Annotated in this window: 18 protein-coding genes; 7 read left to right on the top strand and 11 right to left on the bottom strand. The window is 32.6% G+C overall.

Going from position 1 to position 20062, the window contains the following annotated elements; translation table 11 throughout:
- Positions 1 to 91: 91 nt before the first annotated feature.
- Entirely contained in the window at positions 92 to 3577 is a 3486-nt protein-coding gene (locus ABD940_RS21975; protein WP_345208556.1) for a glycosyltransferase family 117 protein, read from the bottom strand.
- Between the two features lie 222 nt (positions 3578 to 3799).
- Here ABD940_RS21975 and ABD940_RS21970 point away from each other — a divergent pair, with 222 nt between their 5' ends.
- The 5 genes from ABD940_RS21970 (at position 3800) to ABD940_RS21950 (ending at position 10012) form a co-directional block, all read left to right on the top strand.
- Positions 3800 to 4837: a PLP-dependent cysteine synthase family protein gene (locus ABD940_RS21970; RefSeq protein WP_345208554.1), complete on the top strand. Its 1038-nt coding sequence runs from the start codon at positions 3800 to 3802 to the stop codon at positions 4835 to 4837.
- Between the two features lie 77 nt (positions 4838 to 4914).
- The gene (locus ABD940_RS21965; protein WP_345208640.1) at positions 4915 to 6186 is read left to right on the top strand and encodes an aminotransferase class I/II-fold pyridoxal phosphate-dependent enzyme; all 1272 of its coding nucleotides are present in this window, start codon (positions 4915 to 4917) and stop codon (positions 6184 to 6186) included.
- Positions 6187 to 6262: 76 nt separating this feature from the next.
- Entirely contained in the window at positions 6263 to 7141 is an 879-nt protein-coding gene (locus tag ABD940_RS21960) for a DMT family transporter (RefSeq protein ID WP_345208552.1), read from the top strand.
- A gap of 55 nt (positions 7142 to 7196) precedes the next feature.
- Positions 7197 to 9383, top strand: coding sequence for a B12-binding domain-containing radical SAM protein (locus ABD940_RS21955; RefSeq protein WP_345208550.1), 2187 nt, complete (start codon positions 7197 to 7199; stop codon positions 9381 to 9383).
- An 89-nt stretch (positions 9384 to 9472) separates the two neighbouring features.
- Complete coding sequence (locus tag ABD940_RS21950; protein WP_345208548.1) at positions 9473 to 10012, top strand: OmpH/Skp family outer membrane protein; 540 nt, start codon at positions 9473 to 9475, stop codon at positions 10010 to 10012.
- Between the two features lie 52 nt (positions 10013 to 10064).
- On the opposite strand, the gene ABD940_RS21945 is transcribed toward ABD940_RS21950, so the two are convergent.
- The 3 genes from ABD940_RS21945 to atpD all read right to left on the bottom strand — a co-directional run bounded on the left by ABD940_RS21945 (position 10065) and on the right by atpD (position 12840).
- On the bottom strand, positions 10065 to 10886 hold the full coding sequence (locus tag ABD940_RS21945) for a hypothetical protein (RefSeq protein WP_345208546.1): 822 nt from the start codon (positions 10884 to 10886) through the stop codon (positions 10065 to 10067).
- Positions 10887 to 10964: 78 nt separating this feature from the next.
- Entirely contained in the window at positions 10965 to 11246 is a 282-nt protein-coding gene (locus tag ABD940_RS21940; RefSeq protein WP_345208544.1) for a FoF1 ATP synthase subunit delta/epsilon, read from the bottom strand.
- A gap of 85 nt (positions 11247 to 11331) precedes the next feature.
- Entirely contained in the window at positions 11332 to 12840 is a 1509-nt protein-coding gene (gene atpD / locus ABD940_RS21935) for a F0F1 ATP synthase subunit beta (protein ID WP_345208543.1), read from the bottom strand.
- Positions 12841 to 13160: 320 nt separating this feature from the next.
- Between atpD and ABD940_RS21930 the strand changes: the two genes are divergently transcribed.
- A complete protein-coding gene (locus ABD940_RS21930; protein WP_345208542.1) occupies positions 13161 to 14081 on the top strand; it encodes a bifunctional riboflavin kinase/FAD synthetase in 921 nt (306 codons plus the stop codon).
- Here the strand turns inward: ABD940_RS21930 and ABD940_RS21925 are convergent.
- A complete protein-coding gene (locus tag ABD940_RS21925; protein WP_345208541.1) occupies positions 14078 to 14431 on the bottom strand; it encodes an MmcQ/YjbR family DNA-binding protein in 354 nt (117 codons plus the stop codon). The genes ABD940_RS21930 and ABD940_RS21925 overlap by 4 nt on opposite strands.
- Positions 14432 to 14528: 97 nt before the next feature.
- On the opposite strand from ABD940_RS21925, the gene ABD940_RS21920 reads away from it, so the two are divergent.
- Entirely contained in the window at positions 14529 to 15185 is a 657-nt protein-coding gene (locus ABD940_RS21920) for an NAD(P)H-binding protein (protein WP_345208539.1), read from the top strand.
- Between the two features lie 115 nt (positions 15186 to 15300).
- Here ABD940_RS21920 and ABD940_RS21915 read toward each other — a convergent pair whose 3' ends face one another.
- The 6 genes from ABD940_RS21915 to ABD940_RS21890 all read right to left on the bottom strand — a co-directional run bounded on the left by ABD940_RS21915 (position 15301) and on the right by ABD940_RS21890 (position 20057).
- Positions 15301 to 16095, bottom strand: coding sequence for a tetratricopeptide repeat protein (locus ABD940_RS21915; RefSeq protein WP_345208538.1), 795 nt, complete (start codon positions 16093 to 16095; stop codon positions 15301 to 15303).
- A gap of 58 nt (positions 16096 to 16153) precedes the next feature.
- Complete coding sequence (locus tag ABD940_RS21910) at positions 16154 to 16732, bottom strand: glutathione peroxidase (RefSeq protein ID WP_345208537.1); 579 nt, start codon at positions 16730 to 16732, stop codon at positions 16154 to 16156.
- Positions 16733 to 16752: 20 nt separating this feature from the next.
- Positions 16753 to 17415 carry a histidine kinase gene (locus ABD940_RS21905; RefSeq protein WP_345208535.1) on the bottom strand — a complete coding sequence of 221 codons (663 nt, stop codon included), beginning with the start codon at positions 17413 to 17415 and terminating at the stop codon, positions 16753 to 16755.
- Positions 17416 to 17485: 70 nt separating this feature from the next.
- Positions 17486 to 18214, bottom strand: a complete 729-nt coding sequence (gene kdsB, locus ABD940_RS21900) for a 3-deoxy-manno-octulosonate cytidylyltransferase (protein ID WP_345208534.1) — start codon at positions 18212 to 18214, stop codon at positions 17486 to 17488.
- Between the two features lie 3 nt (positions 18215 to 18217).
- Complete coding sequence (locus tag ABD940_RS21895; protein WP_345208533.1) at positions 18218 to 18799, bottom strand: hypothetical protein; 582 nt, start codon at positions 18797 to 18799, stop codon at positions 18218 to 18220.
- Between the two features lie 4 nt (positions 18800 to 18803).
- Complete coding sequence (locus ABD940_RS21890) at positions 18804 to 20057, bottom strand: pyridoxal phosphate-dependent aminotransferase (RefSeq protein ID WP_345208532.1); 1254 nt, start codon at positions 20055 to 20057, stop codon at positions 18804 to 18806.
- Positions 20058 to 20062: the final 5 nt, after the last annotated feature.

Below are 20062 nucleotides of genomic sequence, written 5' to 3'. Positions count from 1 at the left end.
TGCTTCTTTGATTTGGCAAATATAATCTTAAAATTTTTGAATCCAAAGACATAAAAAAAACGGAACCGAAGTCCCGTTTTAAATTTTGTTATTATTGCGTTGCTTTAATAATCGAATTGGTGATCTGATTTTCCTTTTCTTTCGAATAAGTAGAATCAAAAGGCTCCATAATATCAAATAAATATTGGTAGAATGGCGTGATCTTTTGAACTTGCTCAGACTCAGTCATTGCTTTTTCTTTGCCCATTTCTTTAAGATTTTCAATGAACGTATTGAATTTCTTATCAATTGGCTCGATTGATTTTACAAGGTAATCGTAAGCTTTATCTTTTCTTCCGATTCTTGTGTATCCATCTGTAACTGCAGAAATTACTAAAGAATATTCCATTGGTTTTGTTCTGATCTGCTTTCTCAAATAATTTTGATCCATTCTGCTCAGACTCATGTAATAATCATATTCATTAAAGATTCCTTTTTTAAGAACTTCTGCCAACTGCAATCCTTTTTTCTCTTGTCCAGCAACGATATATCCATAAACCATTGAACTTAATGAACGTGGATCATTGTATTTCTCAGCCGGAATTTCTTTTGATGCTAAATCCAGTAATTCAAGCGCTTTTCCTTTTTGCCCCATTGTTGCTAAAGCCGCTGCGGCTCTACTTGCAGACGCTCTGTAGCTCATAATGTTCGATGTTGCAGTTTCGTCAAAGTGAGCATTCAGATCTTTAAAATTACCCCATCTGAAATTTTTAACAACATTATATAAAGAATTGGCATCTACTCTACCCATTTCTCCATCAGGAGTCTGTGGTGTATGAATCGGGATCAGTCTGTAGCTGAATCCGTCAAACTGAAGATATTCATCAAGGTAGAAAATATTTTCACTGTCATAAATTCCTCCTGAAGAGAAATTGATTGGTCTTTTCCAGTCAAAGTTTGCCAAAACATCAAGCAAGATCAGGTTATTTTTATACAAAGTGTTTCCTTTATAAGTAATCATGATCTGATTTACCGTTTCTGCAAGATCAGCCTGATTAATAATTCCAGCTTTTAATGCATTCTCTTTATTTACAGGTAAAATGAATTTATTTACAGGTAGAATATTATATTTTTCATATTTCTCTTCTCCAAAATACATTTTAAGAAGCTCGTCTTTTGCAGGCGATTTATGTTTAAGGAAATTAATCGCTTCCTTCATTGTCATAGAATCCTGAGTAAGATATTTTCTAAATTCTGCAAACTCAGTTGGTGGAGCACCCTGTTCTTTCAACATTGAGAAAAGTCCTGTCCAGTCATCTTTTTTCATCATATAAATTTGGTCGTTTACGCCGTCTCTATAATCATCATGAGTCAATACTCCCGGAACCGGTGCTGCATTGTAAGTTCTTCTCTTGATCTGATCGATATTCCAAGGTGTAGAAGCCAGTGTGAAGTTTACCACTTTTACATCATCCCTCAACTGTTCAGTTTCCTGAATCGCCCAAACCGGATATGTATCATTATCACCATAAACAAACATAATATCGTTTTTAGGTAATGATTTCAATACTGAATAACCGTAGTCATAAGAAGTATATCTGTTGTGTCTGTTGTGAACATTATAATTCTGGAAGCCCATCATAAAAGGAACTCCTAATAAAATTACACCTGCAATAATATTTGCTGCATTCGACTTTACTTTAGACTGAATAAACCAAAGAATCGCTCCGGCTCCCAACCCAATCCATATGGCAAAAGCATAGAAGGAGCCAACCATTGCATAGTCTCTTTCTCTCGGTTCGAAAGGTTTTACTCCTGTATAGAAAACAATCCCGATACTTGTAATTACAAATAAAGACAAGATTGCATAAAATCTTCCAAAGTCTCTGTTTAATTGGAAAAAGAATCCTATTAATCCTAAAAGTAAAGGTAAAAAGAAGAATTTTACCGTACTTTCATTTTTAAATTTCGAAGGCATTTTCTCCTGATTCCCCCATAAAGCGTCATCAATAAAAGAAATCCCTGAAACCCAGTTTCCTCTTGTGCTTTCCATGTTTCCTTCAAGGTCATTTTGGCGTCCTACAAAGTTCCACATTAAGTATCTTACAAAGTAATATCCATTTTGGAAAGTAATGAAATAATCAAGATTTTGAGATAATGAAGGTTTTTGAACATTGATTAAATTATAAGGTTTTACCTTTAAATAATCTGCCGCTGTGATCGACTTATCTTCGTATTTTTTTCTTAATTCGTCAAAAATTTGTTTAGCTTCCGGACTGTTTGCAACATCTTCATTCGCATAGTTAAATGTGAAATCCGGCGCTCCGTACATAGAGATATAATTTGCCATTACATCTTTATCCTCGTTAAACATTCTCGGCATAAAACCTACATGAGCCTTATTGAAAACATAATTAAATCGATCTCCTGTTTTTCTGTAAGTTCCTGCTTTTTCGTCTTTTTCGTAGATCTCTCCGGTTTTCTGAGTTTTAAAACTTCCGTCTTCGTTTTTCTCAATTCCGTTTGCATCTAAAAAAGCCGTATAGTTTTGACCGTAAATTGTAGGCCAGTCTCCGTACTGTTCTCTGTTATAATAATCCAACATTCCGATCGCGTTGTCCGGATCATTAAGGTTCATTGGAGGGTTTGCATTCGCTCTGATAGGAATTACCATCCAGCAAGAAAAACCGATCATCATGAAAACTACCGATAAAGCAATCGTCTGATAAAGATTTTTCTTCATCTTTCTTGAATACGTAATCAGGAAATAGCAAATAGCAATCATTAATATAAATGCTACAATTGTTCCTGAATGGAAAGGTAATCCCAATCCGTTTACAAAGAAAATTTCAAGCTTTCCGAACATCGTCATGATCAAAGGGAAAATACCTTTAAATACGATAGCAAGAATAATCAATGTGATAAAATTTGCCCAAATGAAATTCTTCCAGGTAAATTTGTAATTTCTTGCGTAATACACAAGGCAAATCGCAGGAATCGCCAACATACACATCATGTGAACACCCACTGAAAGTCCTAAGATAAAGAAAATCAAAATGATCCATCTCTCATTGTCTTTCGACTGATATTCATTTTCCCATTTTGTGATCAACCAGACTAAAAGCGCGATAAACATCGATGCCATCGAATAAACTTCTCCTTCAACTGCAGAAAACCAGAACGTATCTGAGAATGTGAAGCACAAAGCTCCTACAATTCCTGCAAAAAGAATAGAAATTTCCTGATGTTTTGTAATCTCTTCAAAGTCTTTGTTTAAAAGTCTTCTTACGAAATGTGTAATTGTCCAGAACAAGAACAAAATCGTAAATGCGCTAAACAATGCAGACATCGCGTTGATCACGATAGAATAATTTTCGCCCTTTCCTAAAGCAAAAATGGCTGCCACAGCACCCACAATCTGAAATAATGCCGCTCCCGGAGCGTGCGTTACCTCGAGCTTTACTGCTGAGGAAATATACTCGCCACAATCCCAAAAACTGAAATTCGGTTCTATGGTGGACAAGTACGTGAAAAATGCAATGACGAAAACTACCCATCCGAGGACGGTGTTCCATTGCCTAAAAGTCCAATTTTTCATAGTAATAAATCAATTACGCGAAAATAAGGCTTTTATATGATTTTAGATGGTTTTTAACAAAATTTAAAGGTTTTGGCTCGCTTTTTGAAAACTTTCATCGTTGGATTGTACTACAAAAAATAATTTTATCTATTTTAGACGTTAGAAATCAAACAAAAGTTTAGAAATAAATTTATTTTTTTGTATTTTTGCCGACAGATTTTTATTGAAAAATAACAAATAATGAGTAATGTTTACGATAATATACTTGGCCTAATAGGAAATACTCCTATGGTGAAGCTTAACACTGTGACGAAAGATATTCCTGCAACCGTTTATGCCAAGTTAGAATCATATAATCCTGGACATTCCACTAAAGACAGAATCGCACTTCATATAATAGAAAACGCTGAGAAAAAAGGTTTATTAAAAGAAGATTCCGTAGTTGTAGAAACTACATCAGGAAATACAGGATTTTCAATTGCAATGGTTTGCATTATTAAAGGATACAAATGTATCCTTGCGGTAAGTGATAAGACCAAACCGGAGAAAATTGCCTATCTTAAAGCACTTGGAGCTATAGTTTATATTTGTCCTGCGAATGTACCTGCAGATGATCCAAGATCATATTATGAAGTTGCCAAAAGGATTGCTTCAGAAACTCCAAATTCAGTTTATATCAATCAATATTTTAACGAGTTGAATATTGATGCACACTACCAGTCTACAGGTCCTGAGATCTGGGAACAGACAGAAGGTAAGATCACTCACCTTTTTGCCTGTACAGGAACAGGAGGAACTTTATCTGGTTCTGCGAAATTTTTAAAAGAGAAAAATCCGGACATTAAAATCATTGGTGTTGATGCGGATGGATCTATTTTAAAAAGCTACCACGAAACAGGAGAAATTCATAAAGAAGATGTTCATCCTTATCAGATTGAGGGAATGGGAAAAAATTTAATTCCTTCTGCCCTTCTTTTTGACAAAGTAGATGAATTTGTAAGAGTAAACGATGAAATGTCAGCTTACAGAACTCGCGAGATCGCTTTGAAAGAAGCAATTATGGGAGGTTACACAACCGGAGCTGTTACACAGGCATTAATTCAGTATGCTCAATCTCATGAATTTACAGAGAATGACTTGGTTGTCCTAATTTATCCTGATCACGGTTCGAGATATATCACCAAAGTATACAGTGATAAATGGATGGCGGAACAAGGATTTGTTAACAATTGTGTTCACAACTACGATGAAGTTTTCAAGACAGAATTCATCAAATAAAAATTAAATAAATCTATACAAATCAAGCCTTTTTGTAATCAGGAAGGCTTTTTTACTTAAAAATATTAATAAAAATGTTGGATATTTTTGACAGAATAAAAGAAAACCCAGGACCTCTTGGACAGTTTGCAGATTATGGAGAAGGATATTTCATTTTTCCTAGATTAGAAGGACCGATTGGACCGAGAATGCAATTTCAGGGAAGAGAAGTAATTTTCTGGAGTGCTAATGATTATTTGGGAATGTGTAATCATCCTGAAGTTTTGGAAGCTGATGCAAAAGCGGCTGCAGAATACGGAATGTTTTATCCGATGGGAGCAAGAGCAATGTCCGGAGAAACTGAACAACACTTGCAATTGGAAAGAGAACTGGCTGATTTTGTTCAAAAAGAATCTGCATATTTATTGAATTTCGGTTATCAGGGAATGGTTTCTACAATCGATGCTTTGGTTGGAAGAAACGACGTTATTGTATATGACGTTGATTCTCATGCCTGTATCGTTGATGGTGTGAGACTTCACGCAGGTAAACGATTTACTTACAAGCACAACAATATCGAAAGCCTAGAAAAAAACCTTCAAAGAGCAACAAAAGTAGCTCAGGAAACTGGAGGTGGTATTTTGGTAATTACCGAAGGAGTTTTCGGAATGAGGGGACAACAAGGTAAAATAAAAGAAATCTGTGAGTTAAAATCTAAATATCAATTCAGACTTTTAGTTGACGATGCACATGGATTCGGAACTCTTGGTGAAACAGGGGCCGGAGCTGGTGAAGAGCAAGGTTGTCAAGATAAAATCGATGTCTATTTCTCTACTTTTGCTAAATCTATGGCAGGTTTTGGAGCTTTCATCGCAGGTAATAAAGAAGTAATCAGATATTTAAAGTTTAATTTAAGATCTCAGATTTTCGCAAAATCTTTAACAATGCCAATGGTAATTGGAGGTTTAAAAAGATTGGAATTGTTGAGAACAAGACCAGAAATTAAAGCAAAACTTTGGGAAAACACCAATAAATTACAAAATGGTCTTAAAGAAAGAGGTTTCAATATTGGTGATACAAACACTTGTGTAACTCCGGTTATGATGCAGGGAACTCCTGTAGAAGCAACTCTTTTAGTAAAAGACTTGAGAGAGATCTACGGAATCTTCACATCTGTAGTAGTTTACCCTGTAATACCTAAAGGAATGATTCTACTAAGATTAATTCCTACAGCGTCTCACACAGACTCAGAAATTAATGAAACTCTTGCCGCGTTTGAAGCAATTCACGACAAATTAGTAAGTGGTTACTATAAAGAGCAGGAACAAAAATTGTTACAAGAACAAGGTTTAAGTTTCAAAGAAATTTAATATAAATAACGAAAACCACTGATATTTACTCAGTGGTTTTTTGTGAATACTATTCTATAAATTTAGTTTTAAGATAATGAAGTTTAGAGGTTATGTTTTGGGAATTATTTCAGCGATTTCTTATGGATTGCTTCCGATTTTTATTTTACCAATTAAACATGCTCACTTTTCATTAGACATTACTTTATTTTATCGATTTCTGTTTTCAGCCTTAATGATTGGCGGTTATCTACTTTATTCCAAAGAAAATTTTTCTATCAATAAAAAGGAATTATTAATATTTGCCGTACTCGGAATTTGTTATGCACTTTCTTCGGAATTTTTATTTTTAGGCTATGATTATCTCACTGCAGGAATTGCGTCAACGGTTTTATTTATTTATCCGGTGATTGTTGCATTAATTATGCTTTTCTTTTATAAAGAAAAATTATCAAAACTTTCTGTGACTTCATTGCTGTTGGCTTTTGCAGGAGTAATAGTTCTATGTTTAAAGGGAAGTAGCTTGGAAATTAATTATTCCGGACTGGGAATTGTATTGTTAAGTTCTATTTTTTATGCACTTTACATTGTCATTGTCAACAAATCTAATATAAAAGTTTCAGGATTTAAACTTTCTTTTTATGCCATGCTTTTTACTTCAGGATTTTTTATGGTGAAAGCAATTTTGGGTCATGATTCTTTTGCAATTACTTCATTATCAACGATTTTCAATCTTTTAATTTTTGCTTTTCTTACAACAGTCATTTCAAGTTTGAGTCTGGTGTATGCAATTAAAGATATTGGTTCTACACCTGCCGCAATTTTAGGCGCTTTGGAACCTGTAATTGCTGTGATGATCAGTGTTTTAATATTTCATGAAAAGTTTACTTCCAATTTATTTTTAGGAATTTCTTTAATTTTGATCGGAGTAATTCTGAACGTAATTGCAGACAGTAAAAAATTAAAGCAGGCATAAAAAACAGAAACTCTAAAATTTAAATTATTTAAAATAACTTTGCAAAAAATTTCTCTTGAAAGATCTACTTCTTATTACTCCGCCTTTTACGCAACTTAATACTCCTTATCCGGCGACAGCTTATATTAAAGGTTTTTTGAATACCAAAAATATTTCAAGCTATCAAATCGATTTGGGTATCGAAGTTATTTTGCAGTTATTTTCAAAAGACGGAATCCGAAAAGTTTTTGATCAAGAAATTGATATTCAGAATATTTCAGAAAATTCTCAGCGAATTTTTGCTTTAAGGGATGAATATATAAAAACGATCGATCAGGTAATTTCTTTTTTACAAGGTAAAATTCCAACATTAGCAAGACAGATCTGTTCAATGAATTTTCTTCCGGAAGCTTCCCGATTCAATCAGCTTGATGATATGGAGTTTGCTTTTGGAAATATGGGACTTCAGGATAAGGCTAAACATTTGGCTACTTTATATTTAGAAGATTTATCCGATTATATTGTTGAAAATGCAGATTCAGATTTTGGATTCAGCCGATATGCGGAAAGATTGGGAAAAAGTGCCAATTCTTTTGACGAATTGTATTTGAAATTATCTCAAAATCAAACATTTATAGATAATTTTACACTTACAATTCTCAAAGAAAAATTAGAATTTGTTCAACCAAAATTAGTCTGTTTTTCTATTCCATTTCCGGGAAATTTATATTCTGCTTTTAGAGCTGCAAAGTTTATCAAAGAAAATTATCCTCATATCAAAACTGCAATGGGTGGTGGTTTCCCAAACACTGAATTGAGAGAACTTAAAGATCAAAGAGTTTTTGAATTTTTTGATTTTATTACTTTGGATGATGGTGAACTTCCCATTGAATTGCTATATGAAAATCTAAATAACAAAGAAAATCCAGAATATAAAAGAACTTTTTTAATTGAAAATGAAGAAGTTACTTATAAAAATAATTCAAAAAGATACGATTACAAACAAGCCGATATCGGAACTCCCGATTACATTGATTTACAATTAGATAAATATATTTCGGTAATCGAGATTGCTAATCCAATGCACAGTTTGTGGAGCGATGGAAGATGGAATAAACTGACGATGGCTCATGGTTGTTATTGGGGAAAATGTACTTTTTGTGATATTTCTTTAGATTACATTAAAATTTACGAACCAATTTCTGCAAAAATTTTGGTCGACAGAATGGAAGAATTAATTCAGACAACCGGAGAAACCGGTTTCCATTTTGTAGATGAAGCTGCTCCACCCGCTTTGATGCGAGAAGTTGCTCTTGAAATTTTGCGTAGAAATCTTGTTGTAACATGGTGGACGAATATTCGTTTTGAAAAAAGTTTTACCAAAGATCTTTGTTTTCTTCTAAAACTTTCGGGTTGTGTTGCTGTTTCAGGAGGGTTGGAAGTTGCGAGTGACCGTTTATTAAAATTAATTGATAAAGGAATTTCTGTAGAACAAGTTGCAAAAGTGACAAGAAATTTTACGGAAGCAGGAATTATGATCCATGCTTATCTTATGTATGGTTATCCAACTCAGACTGTTCAGGAAACGGTTGATTCTTTAGAAATGGTTCGCCAGTTATTTGAGATGGGAATTTTACAGAGTGGATTTTGGCATCAGTTTGCAATGACTGCTCATTCACCTGTCGGATTAAATCCTGAAGAATTTGGAGTAACTCCGATCAAGCAGGAAATTCTATTTGCAAATAACGATATTGATTTTACAGATAAAACCGGGATCGATCATGGTAAATTTAGTTTTGGCTTAAAAAAATCTTTGTTCAATTATATGCATGGAATTAATTTTGAAATTCCACTTCAAGAATGGTTCGATTTTAAAATTCCAAAAACGACAATTCATCCGGACTATATTCACGACTGTTTGTTAGAAGATGAAGATTTTAAGTTTAAAGGTAATTCAAAAGTGATTTTTTTAACTAAAAATGTAATCGCTGAGAATCGCATAAAAACAAAAAAGAAATATATTTATCCGTACACAAAAATTACAGTTCACTTAAAAACCAATATTGTCAGCATAGATTTGGAACAGGAACAAGCCGAATGGTTGATGAAAACGTTTGAAGAAAATACCACTGAGAATTCCAAAAAGATTACACTTCAACAACTTAAGAAAGATTTCGAAGAAAATCTTGAAGACTTTGATTTATTTTGGTTTTCAAAACCTATACAGCAATTGAAAGAAAATGGTGTGATTTTAAGCATTTAAAATTGTAACATTTTTTATATTTTGAAATAAATATTTATTCCATTATTACAATAATTAATTATATCAGTCGTTAAGATTAAAATTGTAATATGATGAAAAAACTTAAAGCAATCTTCATAATTCTGCTATTATTTCTTTTTAACTTTAGTAATGCACAAAAAACAGGCTTTGTAGATATCCAAGCCGTCTTGAAGAAAATGCCTTTTTACAAGGAAGCTGAAGCAAGATTAAATGCACAAATTGATACGTGGCAATCCGAACTTCAAAGTTTACAATCTGAATATGAAAAGAAAAAATCGGCTTTTGAAAACGAAAAAGTTTTATTAACGGGAGATCATTTAAAATTCAGGGAAAAAGAAGTAATGGAAATGGAAAAAAATATTAAAAATATTACCATTTTAAGGTTTGGTTCCACTGGAGAAATTACTAAGCTTAGAGAAAATTTGGTTATTCCTTTTGAGGATCAGATATATAATGCTATAACACTAATGGCCGAAAAAAACGGATTAGGCGCAGTTTACAATAAAGATCAAAATGTTCTTTATGTTCAGAAAAGGTTTGACTATACAGAAAAAGTTTTAGAAATTCTTTTAGCACAGCATTCCAAAGCAAATAAAGATAAAAAATAAATCCTGAAAAGTTATTTTCAGGATTTTATTATATCATTTTTAGCAACTACTATTACTTTTCAACTCCATCTTTTTTGACTTCTCCTACAATTACTTTTTCCTGAATTTTAATAAAGTTAGGATCTAAAATTGCCATTCTTTCTGCAATCGCTTTGTAAGTCGGAAATTTTAAAATGGATGCTCTACCAGACATTTCTCTATAGATGGTAAAAGTTTTTCCACCGGCAGTTTTCAATTGCTTGGTTGTAGTTATATATTTTCCTATGAATTTACTATTAGCATCATAAATTTCAATATCTACAAAAGTTTTATCTGTAATTGTATCTTCAGAACCAAAGCTTACAGGAAGATTTGTAAAATAACCGACTGGTTTTCCGTTACTTAAAATCTCACCAACGTTATTAACTGTGATATTTAATTTATCAATCTTGCTTCTTGTTGTGTAAGCGTCTTTAGTTTTTGTATCGAGTTTTCGCTTCGGAGAATTTTTGAAAAGTTCATCCAGATTCTTAATATTGATTCCTCTTTCATCAATGATTTTGAATCCTTTTATTGAAGTATACACTGCAGACTTTTCTTCACCCGAAAACGCAGATGGAGAAATATAATCTATATCTAATGTTTTATCCTGATTGTAAATTCGATTCAATTTAATATAACTATCTCTTACAGAATCAACTATACTTTTATCTATAAACTCCATTGTATAAATCGGAGTTTCTTTCAGATCCATAAAAGTATAAATACTTCCTTTATCTGAAATTTTAGCCACATGAATTCCTTCAAGACTTACAATACCTCTTTTGGTTTTAATATCTTGGGCATTAAGTAGAAATCCCAAAATTGTAAATAAAATGATTAAATTTTTGTTCATAAAATCAGATTTTTACATAAATAAAAAAGTGTAACTTTGGTTACACTTTCTTGAAAATATATTTAGCTTTTCATTTAATTACTCACAAAGGATAATTCCTTTATTATGATTAAATTCTACAACACCGCTTTTGATAGGATAAGAAAAAACAGAATCTTTATCATTTTCTTTAGTTAAGTTTTTTGCATATACTTCGTCAACAGACTTAGCATATAACTTTACTTTTCCTCCGATTAATGAAGAAACAATTCCTGCGTGGTTTGTCATGATGTGAAATTCACCATTTTTCCCAGGCAATAATACTGAATCTACTTCACCTTCAAAAACTACGTATTCTGGTGTTAAAATTTTTATATTCATTAGTTTAGATTTAAAGATTTCAGAATTCAGATTTCAGACATAAAAGTCTCATGTCTAGAATCTGACATCTTAATGTCTAATTTAATTATGCGTTATCAGCTAACATTTTTTGTCCGGCTGCAATAGCTTCCTCGATAGTTCCTTTCAAGTTGAAAGCAGCTTCCGGTAAGTGATCTAGTTCACCATCCATAATCATGTTGAATCCTTTGATAGTATCTTTGATATCTACTAAAGATCCTGGAATACCTGTAAACTGTTCTGCAACGTGGAAAGGCTGAGAAAGGAATCTCTGAACTTTTCTAGCACGGTAAACAACAGATTTATCTTCTTCTGAAAGTTCTTCCATACCCAAGATTGCGATAATATCCTGAAGAGCTTTATATCTCTGAAGAATTTCTTTTACTCTCTGAGCACAATCGTAATGTTCATTTCCTAAGATTTCAGGATTTAGGATTCTTGAAGTAGAAGAAAGAGGATCTACTGCTGGATAAATACCCAATGAAGCGATTTTTCTATCTAGTACTGTAGTTGCATCTAAGTGAGCAAACGTTGTTGCAGGAGCCGGGTCAGTTAAGTCATCCGCAGGTACGTAAACCGCCTGTACTGAAGTAATTGAACCATTTTTAGTTGAAGTAATTCTTTCCTGCATCGCACCCATTTCAGATGCCAAAGTTGGTTGGTAACCTACCGCAGAAGGCATACGACCAAGAAGTGCAGATACCTCAGAACCAGCTTGTGTAAAACGGAAGATGTTGTCTACGAAGAAAAGTACGTCTCTACCTTGTCCGCTTTCTCCACCGTCTCTGTAGTACTCAGCTAAAGTAAGACCAGAAAGTGCTACTCTCGCTCTTGCTCCAGGTGGTTCGTTCATTTGTCCGAAAACGAATGCAGCTTTAGATTCTTTCATAGCTTCTAAATCTACTTTAGAAAGATCCCAACCTCCGTTTTCCATAGAGTGCATGAAATCATCACCGTATTTAATAATACCAGATTCCAACATCTCCCTCAAAAGGTCATTTCCTTCTCTAGTTCTTTCACCTACTCCAGCAAAAACTGAAAGACCTCCGTGTCCTTTTGCAATATTGTTAATCAACTCCTGGATCAATACTGTTTTACCTACACCTGCACCACCGAACAAACCAATTTTACCTCCTTTTGCGTAAGGCTCAACTAAGTCGATTACTTTAATACCTGTAAATAAAACTTCTGCAGAAGTTGAAAGTTGATCAAATTTTGGAGCTGGTCTGTGAATTGGAAGACCACCTTCTTTAGAAATATTTTGAAGTCCGTCGATAGCATCACCAACAACGTTGAATAGTCTTCCGTTTACAGCCTCACCAATTGGCATTGTAATAGGATCTCCATATCCGATTACTTCCTGCCCTCTTTTAAGACCGTCAGTAGCGTCCATTGCGATACATCTTACTGTATCTTCGCCAATGTGTTGTTCTACCTCTAAAACTACTTTTTCACCGTTTTCTTTTGTAATTTCTAACGCATCATAGATCGCTGGAACTGCTTCCACATCACTGAAGACAACGTCGATTACCGGACCAATAATTTGAGAAATTTTACCTTTAATTTGGTTTGCCATTGCTAAATTTTTTCTTGGTGCAAATATAATGATTCTTCATAAACCCACAATTGGTAAAAAAGAGATTTTTATCATACTTTTTGTAGAAATGAAAGGAATTACGAATTAGGCGCAATTAAAATGAGATAATGCATAAAAATTCATTTTAAAGAAATAAGTTTAAACATTTCATAACTAATTATTCTTTCCATTGAAAATTTTTAAATTATAAGATTTTTAAATTAATAAATTATCGAATCAATATCATTGAAAATAACTCTTAGTATATAATAATAGATAATTTTAAAGGCTCTATATTTGCAGTCAAAATTTTTTCCGTTTTGAAAGTTTTCAAAAATTTTAAAGATTATTCTTCACAAAAGCCTTTAGCATTGTCTTTGGGTATGTTCGACGGAGTTCATCTTGGTCATAAAAGTATCATGGATGAGTTGATAAAAATAGGTTCCGAGAACAATCTTGAAACCGCTGTCCTCACTTTTTGGCCACATCCAAGGTTCGTTTTTAATCCAAATGAAGATCTTAAACTTCTGAATATGTTGGAAGAAAAGAAATTCTTAATGGAAAAATATGGCATTGATAATTTATTTTTAAAAGAATTTGATGAAGAGTTCAGAAACTTAACGGGAGAAGAATTTGTTCGTCAGATTTTAATTGAAAAATTAAATGTAAAATATTTAATTATTGGTTATGATCATTCTTTTGGGAAAAATAAAAGCGGAAACTTTGAATTGCTTCAAAAACTTTCAAAAGAACTTGATTTTGAGGTTGAACAAATGGAGGCAATCAATATTCACGAAAATAATATCAGTTCTACGAAAGTCCGAAATGCACTTTTAAATGGAGATATTAAAGAAGCTAATGAAATGTTGGGTTACTCCTACTCTGTTTCCGGAACCGTAGTTCATGGGAAAAAGATTGGAAGAACAATTGGTTATCCAACAGCAAATATTGATACTGAATCTATTAAACTGTTACCTAAAAAAGGTGCATACATTGTTGAAGTTTATGTTAAAGGTCAACAATATAAGGGAATGTTGAGCGTTGGTACAAATCCAACAGTTAATGGAGAAAAACTAACCGTTGAAGTTTATATTCTTGATTTTGAAGGAGATATTTACGACGAAAAAATTACTGTAAAGTTCAGAGACTTTCTTCATGATGAAATAAAATTCGAAGGACTGGAAAAATTAATTGAAAGGCTCGACGAAGATAAAAGGTTAACAGAAGAATTTGAATTTTAATTATTTAAAATCTCTTCTTTTGCTTTCTTCGTTAACGAATTAAAAACCAATTCGTAAGACTGATCAATCAATTTAAAAATCAAATCTCTTTTCAAACCATCTGTCATTACAGAATTCCAATGCGCTTTGTTCATGTGAAATGCGCCTGTAATTTGTGGATGCTGCTCACGAAGTTCTGCGCTCCATTCCGGGTCAGTTTTCACATTAATGCTTAAAGGCTGCTTTTCTAATGCCATCAATAAAAACATTTTTGTTCCTACTTTCATCACAAGAGTTTCATTATCAAAAGGAAAAGTTTCTGTAACTCCTTTTTTTGCAAGACAATAATCTAAAATTTCGTTGGCGTCCATAAATTTTAATAAATGATAAGTGATTAATGATAATTGATATTAATTTCAAATTTAGTAAATTTAAGAAAGAAACATCATTACAACAAACTAGATTATTATGAAAGCTTTGATCATCGGTGCAACAGGCGCTACAGGAAAAGATTTGGTTCATCAGTTACTCAATGATAAAGATTTTGAAGAAGTTGATATTTTTGTAAGAAAACCGATTGATGTTCAAAATGATAAGTTAAAAACTCATATTGTAGATTTTGAAAAGCCTGAAGAATGGAAAAATTTGGTAAAAGGTGATGTTGCTTTTTCATGTCTCGGAACAACTTTAAAAACTGCAGGAAGTAAGGAAGCCCAAAGAAAAGTTGATTACGATTATCAGTATGAATTTGCAAAAGCTGCCAAAGAAAATAATGTTGATGATTATATTTTAGTTTCTGCTTATGGAGCCGATCCAAAATCCAGAATTTTCTATTCTAAAATGAAAGGTGAGCTGGAAGAAGCTGTAAAACAGTTACATTTCACTAAAATTACAATTTTCAACCCAGGAATGCTGGAAAGAAAAGATTCTGACAGAACTGGAGAAGTTTTAGGAAGCCGAATTATAAAATTCGCCAACAAAATCGGATTATTGGAAAGTCAAAAACCTTTACCTACAGATATTTTAGCAAAAGCAATGATCAATTCTTCTAAAATAAAAAGCAATGGATATTCTAATATAAAATTGGGAAATATTTTTTGTTTTGCAGAGAAAAGCAATGATTAAAATTATGAATTATATATTAACGCTTCGACTCCGCTCAGTGTGATATTTCAAATAATGATAAGATCGTTTAAATGTACCAAATTGAGCGGAGTCGAAGCATTAATATATTTAAAATTTAAGAAAATTCCTCTTTTAGCTTTTTTGAAATATCTTCAACAAGAGGTTTATCTTTTATTTTGTCATAAGTTTTTTGAGCTTTCTTAATGAGCTTCTCGTCATTTTTACTTTTCCCAATTTTTATCATTGCAAGAGCATATAAGGAAAGATACCCGTCATCTTTTTTATACGTTGAATAAACATCTTCTAAATACGGCAGAGCTTTTTCATAATCTTCCTTTAAAGTAAACAGCATCCCATACATATAAATGACATCATCTTTTACTTTTCCCGAACTTTTATATAAATCTTCCGCTTGTTTCAGACTTTGCAAACCTTTGTCATAATCACCTAAAACAATGGAAGTATTTGCAATTCCATAATATCCTTCAGGGTTTTCAGGGAAATATTTCACCATTTCTTCATATTTTTCTCTGGCTCTATCAGCTTTTCCGAATCTCATAAATTCTATCGCAAGATTTTGCTTAAATATCGGAGCTTTATTCTGAGCCAAACTGTCCGCAATATAATATAAAGCTAAAGCTTCTTTATGCATTTCCTTTAACCTGTAAAAATATCCTGCCATAAAATAGGCGTCACAATATCCAGGATCTTCAGTAGCAACTTTTACTAAAACAGCAGCCATCCCTCCATAATATTTTGGAAATTGTAATGCCATAAAAGAAGTATCAAAACTTTTCTTTGATTCGGCTTTTTGAGGAGTACAGTAATTTGTTTTGCCTAAAAAATAGGAATCCTGTGAAAATCCTTTAATAGAAAGGATCAAAATAAAAATGGTCAGTAGTTTTTTCATAATTTAAAATAAAAAGAGTGGATAAAAAATCCACTCATAAAAATATGATTTTCTGATATTATTTCAAATATTTTGTAATCGCTTCATCCGTAGGTTTTGTTGTACTTATGAAAGAATCAATTAATTTTCCGTTTTCATCGATTAAAAATTTTGTAAAGTTCCAAAGAATTTTCGTGTTTTTTACTCCGTTTAAATCTTTTTCAGTTAAATATTTAAAGATCGGAGCCGTGTCATCACCTTTTACAGAAACTTTTGAAGCTAAAGGAAAAGTTACCCCATAATTTTTTTGGCAAAAAGCACCAATTTCAGTGTTTGTTCCCGGTTCTTGTCCTCCAAAATTGTTTGCAGGAAAACCTACTACAACCAATTTATCTTTATACTCTTCAGAAACTTTCTCAAGATCAGCATATTGTGGCGTAAATCCACACTCCGAAGCTGTATTTACAATAAGAATTTTTTTTCCTTTAAAATCTGCAAAGTTGATTTGTTTTCCCTCTTCAAGAGCATCAACTTTAAAATCGTATATTGATTTTCCCATAAGTTCTTTGGTTTTAGCTTTAGAAACATCACTCTTTTTCTGAGCACAACTATTGAAAAATGCCACAAAAGAAAGCAGCACTAAAAACATTTTTTTCATAACTAAATTTTATTTTATTATTAAAATTTAAAAATATTGGCAGGAAATACTTTATTAATATCAATTCTGTTGATCAACATTACATAATCTCCGTCTTTCTTTGCACTTGAAGCTTCAATTCTGAAAGGCATTGAAAAATTTCCTACTTTTTTATAATCTGAGTAAATTAAAGTTTCATCTTTTTTCACTTCTTTTAAAAGCATATAGCTTTTTGTATCGAAATAATAAATGTTTTTATTAACATTTTTCGTTAATTCCACTTTATGACAGTAAATGTCTCCGATTTTTTCTTTGCCTAAATATTTTGCTTCAAAACCTTTATTTTCCCAGTCAATAAAGTCGTTATCAAAGCTTTCCGGCACATATTCTGCGTATTCCTGAACTTTATTTGTTGCATAGTTCATCGCGTAACCTTTTGCTCCGTCATAGCCTTCAATGGCTGTATCTTTTCTGTTAATTGTAATAACAGTTTTCGTAAGGTTCGGGCGTTGCTGATAAATTTTTATCGGATACTCATCCTTAATTCCTAAAATTACTTTTCCCTGAAGCAATACTGAATTTAATAATTTCCAATTTGTTAATCCTCCGGATAATTCAATATTTTTATCTATAATTTCCTTTGCAGTCTGGGCAAAAGACAATTGCGAAAATATCAGGACGAATACTAAAAGTAATTTCTTCATTAATTCAATTTATAATTCAAATATAAGGCTTTAAATAATCTACCAATGTATCAATGTAACAATTTACCGATTATTGTGATATAATTTTTCTGGCTTTTTCAAGATCTTCCGGCGTATCGATTCCAACTCCGATAAAATTGGTTTCTATCAGCTTGATTTTCATGCCATATTCCAAATAACGGACGCATTCAATTTTTTCTGAAATTTCCAGAGGCTTCATCTCCAGTTTTGAAAACTGGATCAAAGCATGTTTTCTGAAAGCATAAACTCCGATGTGTTTAAAATAACTTACATCATAAGAAATTTCCCTGTGAAAAGGAATCACAGAACGGCTGAAATACAACGCAAAACCATTATTATCGGTAATTACTTTTACATTATTCGGGTTTTCAATTTCCTCTTTTTCAGTCAGTTTTATTTTTAATGAAGCTAAAGAAATCTCCTGATTTTCATCGTTATGAAAAACTTCAATTAATTGTTTTAAAGGTTCTAATTTTAAAAATGGTTCATCACCCTGAACATTGATAACAATATCACAATCAATATTTTGCACAGCTTCTGCAATTCTGTCACTGCCCGTTTCGTGTTGACCGGTCATAACAGCTTTACCGTCATTTTTTACAATTTCATTAAAAATAATTTCCGAATCTGTCGCTACAAAAACTTCATCGAATAAACCAGTTTCCACAACATTCTGATACGTTGTTGTGATTACTGTTTTTTCGCCCAACATCTGCATTAGTTTTGCAGGAAAACGACTTGCTTCGTAACGCGCGGGAATGACTGCGATTATTTTCATTTTTTAATTTTTAATTTTAAAATGTCCGTCAGAATTAATAAGAATTTTTTCTTTTTCAGTTTTTACAGGCTCGTCAAAGCTGTTTTCAGAATCAACAATGATTTGATTTTTATCAATCAGGCTTTCTTTTCTAAAAGCTGATTCAGCAATTTCATCATAAGAAATTTCAATATGATCAATTATTTTTCCTTCTTTAGTATAATTGATTAGCTCTGTAGATACTTCCATTTCTCCTTTAAAATAAGTGATACTTAAGGATTCAAAGCTATCGGAAAGATTAAAATGATTATTGATTTTAAAAGAATGTATATCTGGAAATAATTCTTTCAATTTTAGCTGTGAAATCTGTTTATCAGACAAATCTGCCAGTTTTTCTACATTATCAAAGTTTGTAGAATCTTTGTAAGGTAACGAACTTTCAGAAAAATGATTGACAAATTTCTGAAAGTCTGTTTCCTCAATATTTACTGTATCTTTTATTTCTGTTTTTGGAATTTCTGCATTCAGGTTTTCACTTTTATTTTCTTTTTTATGACAAGAAATAAGTGCAACCAAAATTACAACCAGAAAAGATACATATTTCATAATTTTATTTCAAAGCGTTCAAAGCATTCTCCAATTTCGGCATCATTAATGAAATTTCTTCTGTAGCCAAACCTCCAACTGAAGCTCTGAACCAAGGCTCGGATTTAGCTTCTCCGAAAGCAGAGAAAGGAACCAAAGCAACTCCTGCTTCATTGATCAGATAGAATACCAAATCAGAAGAATTCTCGATTACAGAACCGTCTGGTTTTGTTTTTCCGATATAATCTAATTTGATTGTCAAATAAAGTGCTCCCATCGGTTCGATACTGTCAACAGCAAGACCTTTTCCTTTCAAATCCTGAATTCCTGCATGAAGAACTTTTAAACTTTCTTCTAATTTCCCTTTGAAGTCTTCAACAAAAGAATTTACATCATCTGGATTTTCAAAATATTTTGCAGTTGCTTCCTGTTCAGGTTTTGGCGCCCAAGCTCCAACGTGCGTCAAAAGAGCCTTCATTTTATCTAAAATGTGAGCCGGACCGAATCCCCAACCAACACGAACTCCTGTTGCAGCAAGGCATTTTGAGATACCATCAATATAAATCGTATATTCTCTCATTTCAGGGAAAAGAGACACAGGATCAACGTGTTCTGCTCCAAAAGTAAGGTTAGAATAAATTTGATCGTACATTAAGTACAATGGCTTCTCGTTTTCTCCTCTTTTTTTATTTTCCTCTAAAATCAATTCGCAGATTTCAGAAAGCTGTTCTTTTGTGAACATTGTTCCAGTCGGATTTAATGGCGAACAAAGCGCCACCAAAACTGCTCCCGACAAATGAGGTCTTAAATCATCTGCAGTCGGAAGGAAATTGTTTTCCTGAGTTGTTTTCACTTCTACAGCATCAGCTGAAGTAAGATAAGCATAGTGATTGTTGTTCCAAGACGGTGTCGGATAAACTACTTTATCACCTTCGTCAACGATTGTTTTATAAACCGCATAGATCAAAGGTCTTGAACCTGCCGTAATTAAAATATCATTTGGAGAATAATCCAAATTCCATCTTGTTTTCAGGTCTTTAGAAACTTCTTTTCTTAAAGATAAAAGTCCATTTGCAGGCGGATAATTTGTCAGATTATTCTGATAAGCTTTCTGAATTTCCTCCTTCAATTTTGCAGGAATCGGATAGATATTAGAATTTAAATCACCAATCGTAAGATTAGCAATTTCCGCTCCTTTTGCTTTTAAATCATTTACTTCATTTCCAATTTTTACAATTTCAGAACCGATCAGGTTCGCCGCTAATTTTGAAACTTTCACTTTAT

This window comes from Chryseobacterium ginsengisoli (assembly GCF_039542325.1).
Lineage (GTDB): Bacteria > Bacteroidota > Bacteroidia > Flavobacteriales > Weeksellaceae > Chryseobacterium > Chryseobacterium ginsengisoli.
This window is presented reverse-complemented; position numbering and strand designations above follow the sequence as displayed.